This is a genomic window from Weissella sp. DD23, assembly GCF_001579105.1.
GTDB classification, from domain to species: Bacteria; Bacillota; Bacilli; order Lactobacillales; family Lactobacillaceae; genus Weissella; species Weissella cibaria.
In genome coordinates, this window is record NZ_KQ970420.1 from 1 (window position 1) to 995 (window position 995).

Here is a 995-nt window from a genome sequence, read left to right on the forward strand (position 1 = left end):
TGGGTGTTCATCCCAAATCGTATTTAAGACCGACTTCTTTGGATCCAAAGTTTGTTGCTCTTGGTCATAATAACCAACTTCAACATTCGCACCCATTTTGATTGTGCCCGCAATCAAGGGTAACTTCCCCAAGATCGTCTTAATCAACGTTGACTTACCAATTCCATTCGGTCCGACCAAGGCCACTGCGTGTTGCTTGTCCACATCAATATTGACGTGCTCAGCCAAAATATTCGTCAAGTCGTAGCCTAGCTTCACTTCATTGACACGCATTACTTCATTACCAGACTCTTCGTCAGTTGAAAATTGGATATGAGCGACACCCGTTTCATTCTTAGGGGCTTCTAAGCGTTCCATGCGTTCCAACTGCTTACGCCGTGACTGGGCCCGCTTCGTCGTTGACGCACGCACAATGTTACGGTTCACAAAGTCTTCCAACTTGGCAATCTCTTCTTGTTGCTTGTCAAACGCCTTCTGTTCTTGCAGCACCTTAGCAGCCTTTAGCTCCATAAAGCGTGAGTAGTTACCCGTGTAGTGATCCAACACACCCGAGTGCATGTCATAAATTTCGTTCACGACCCGATCCAAGAAGTAACGGTCGTGGGAAACAATCAACAAGGCCCCTTGGTAGTTTTGCAGATATTGCTCCAACCAAGACAGCGTTTGCATATCCAAGTGGTTCGTTGGCTCGTCCAAGATTAGCAAATCAGGCGTCTCCAGCAACTGCTTCGCAATCGCCAAACGCGTGCGCTGACCACCAGATAGTGATGAAATCTTTTGATCATAGAATGATTCGTCAAAGCCAAATCCATGCAATACCGATCGAATAGTTGCTTCATAACCGTAACCATTCATTTCATTGAAATCGTGTTGCGCTTGATCATACGCCGACAATAAACTCGTGTAGTCATCACTTTCATAATCCGTTGCCGATGCGATTTTGGCTTCCATCTCACGCATCTTCTTTTCCAACGAAATCACTCGGTCGAACGCCG

General features: G+C 46.1%; 1 protein-coding gene. It reads right to left on the bottom strand.

Features of this window, described 5'->3' with window-relative positions; genetic code table 11:
- Positions 1–995 (bottom strand): ABC-F family ATP-binding cassette domain-containing protein (locus WEIDD23_RS11945; protein ID WP_156469659.1); only part of this gene is annotated, 995 nt, incomplete at both ends.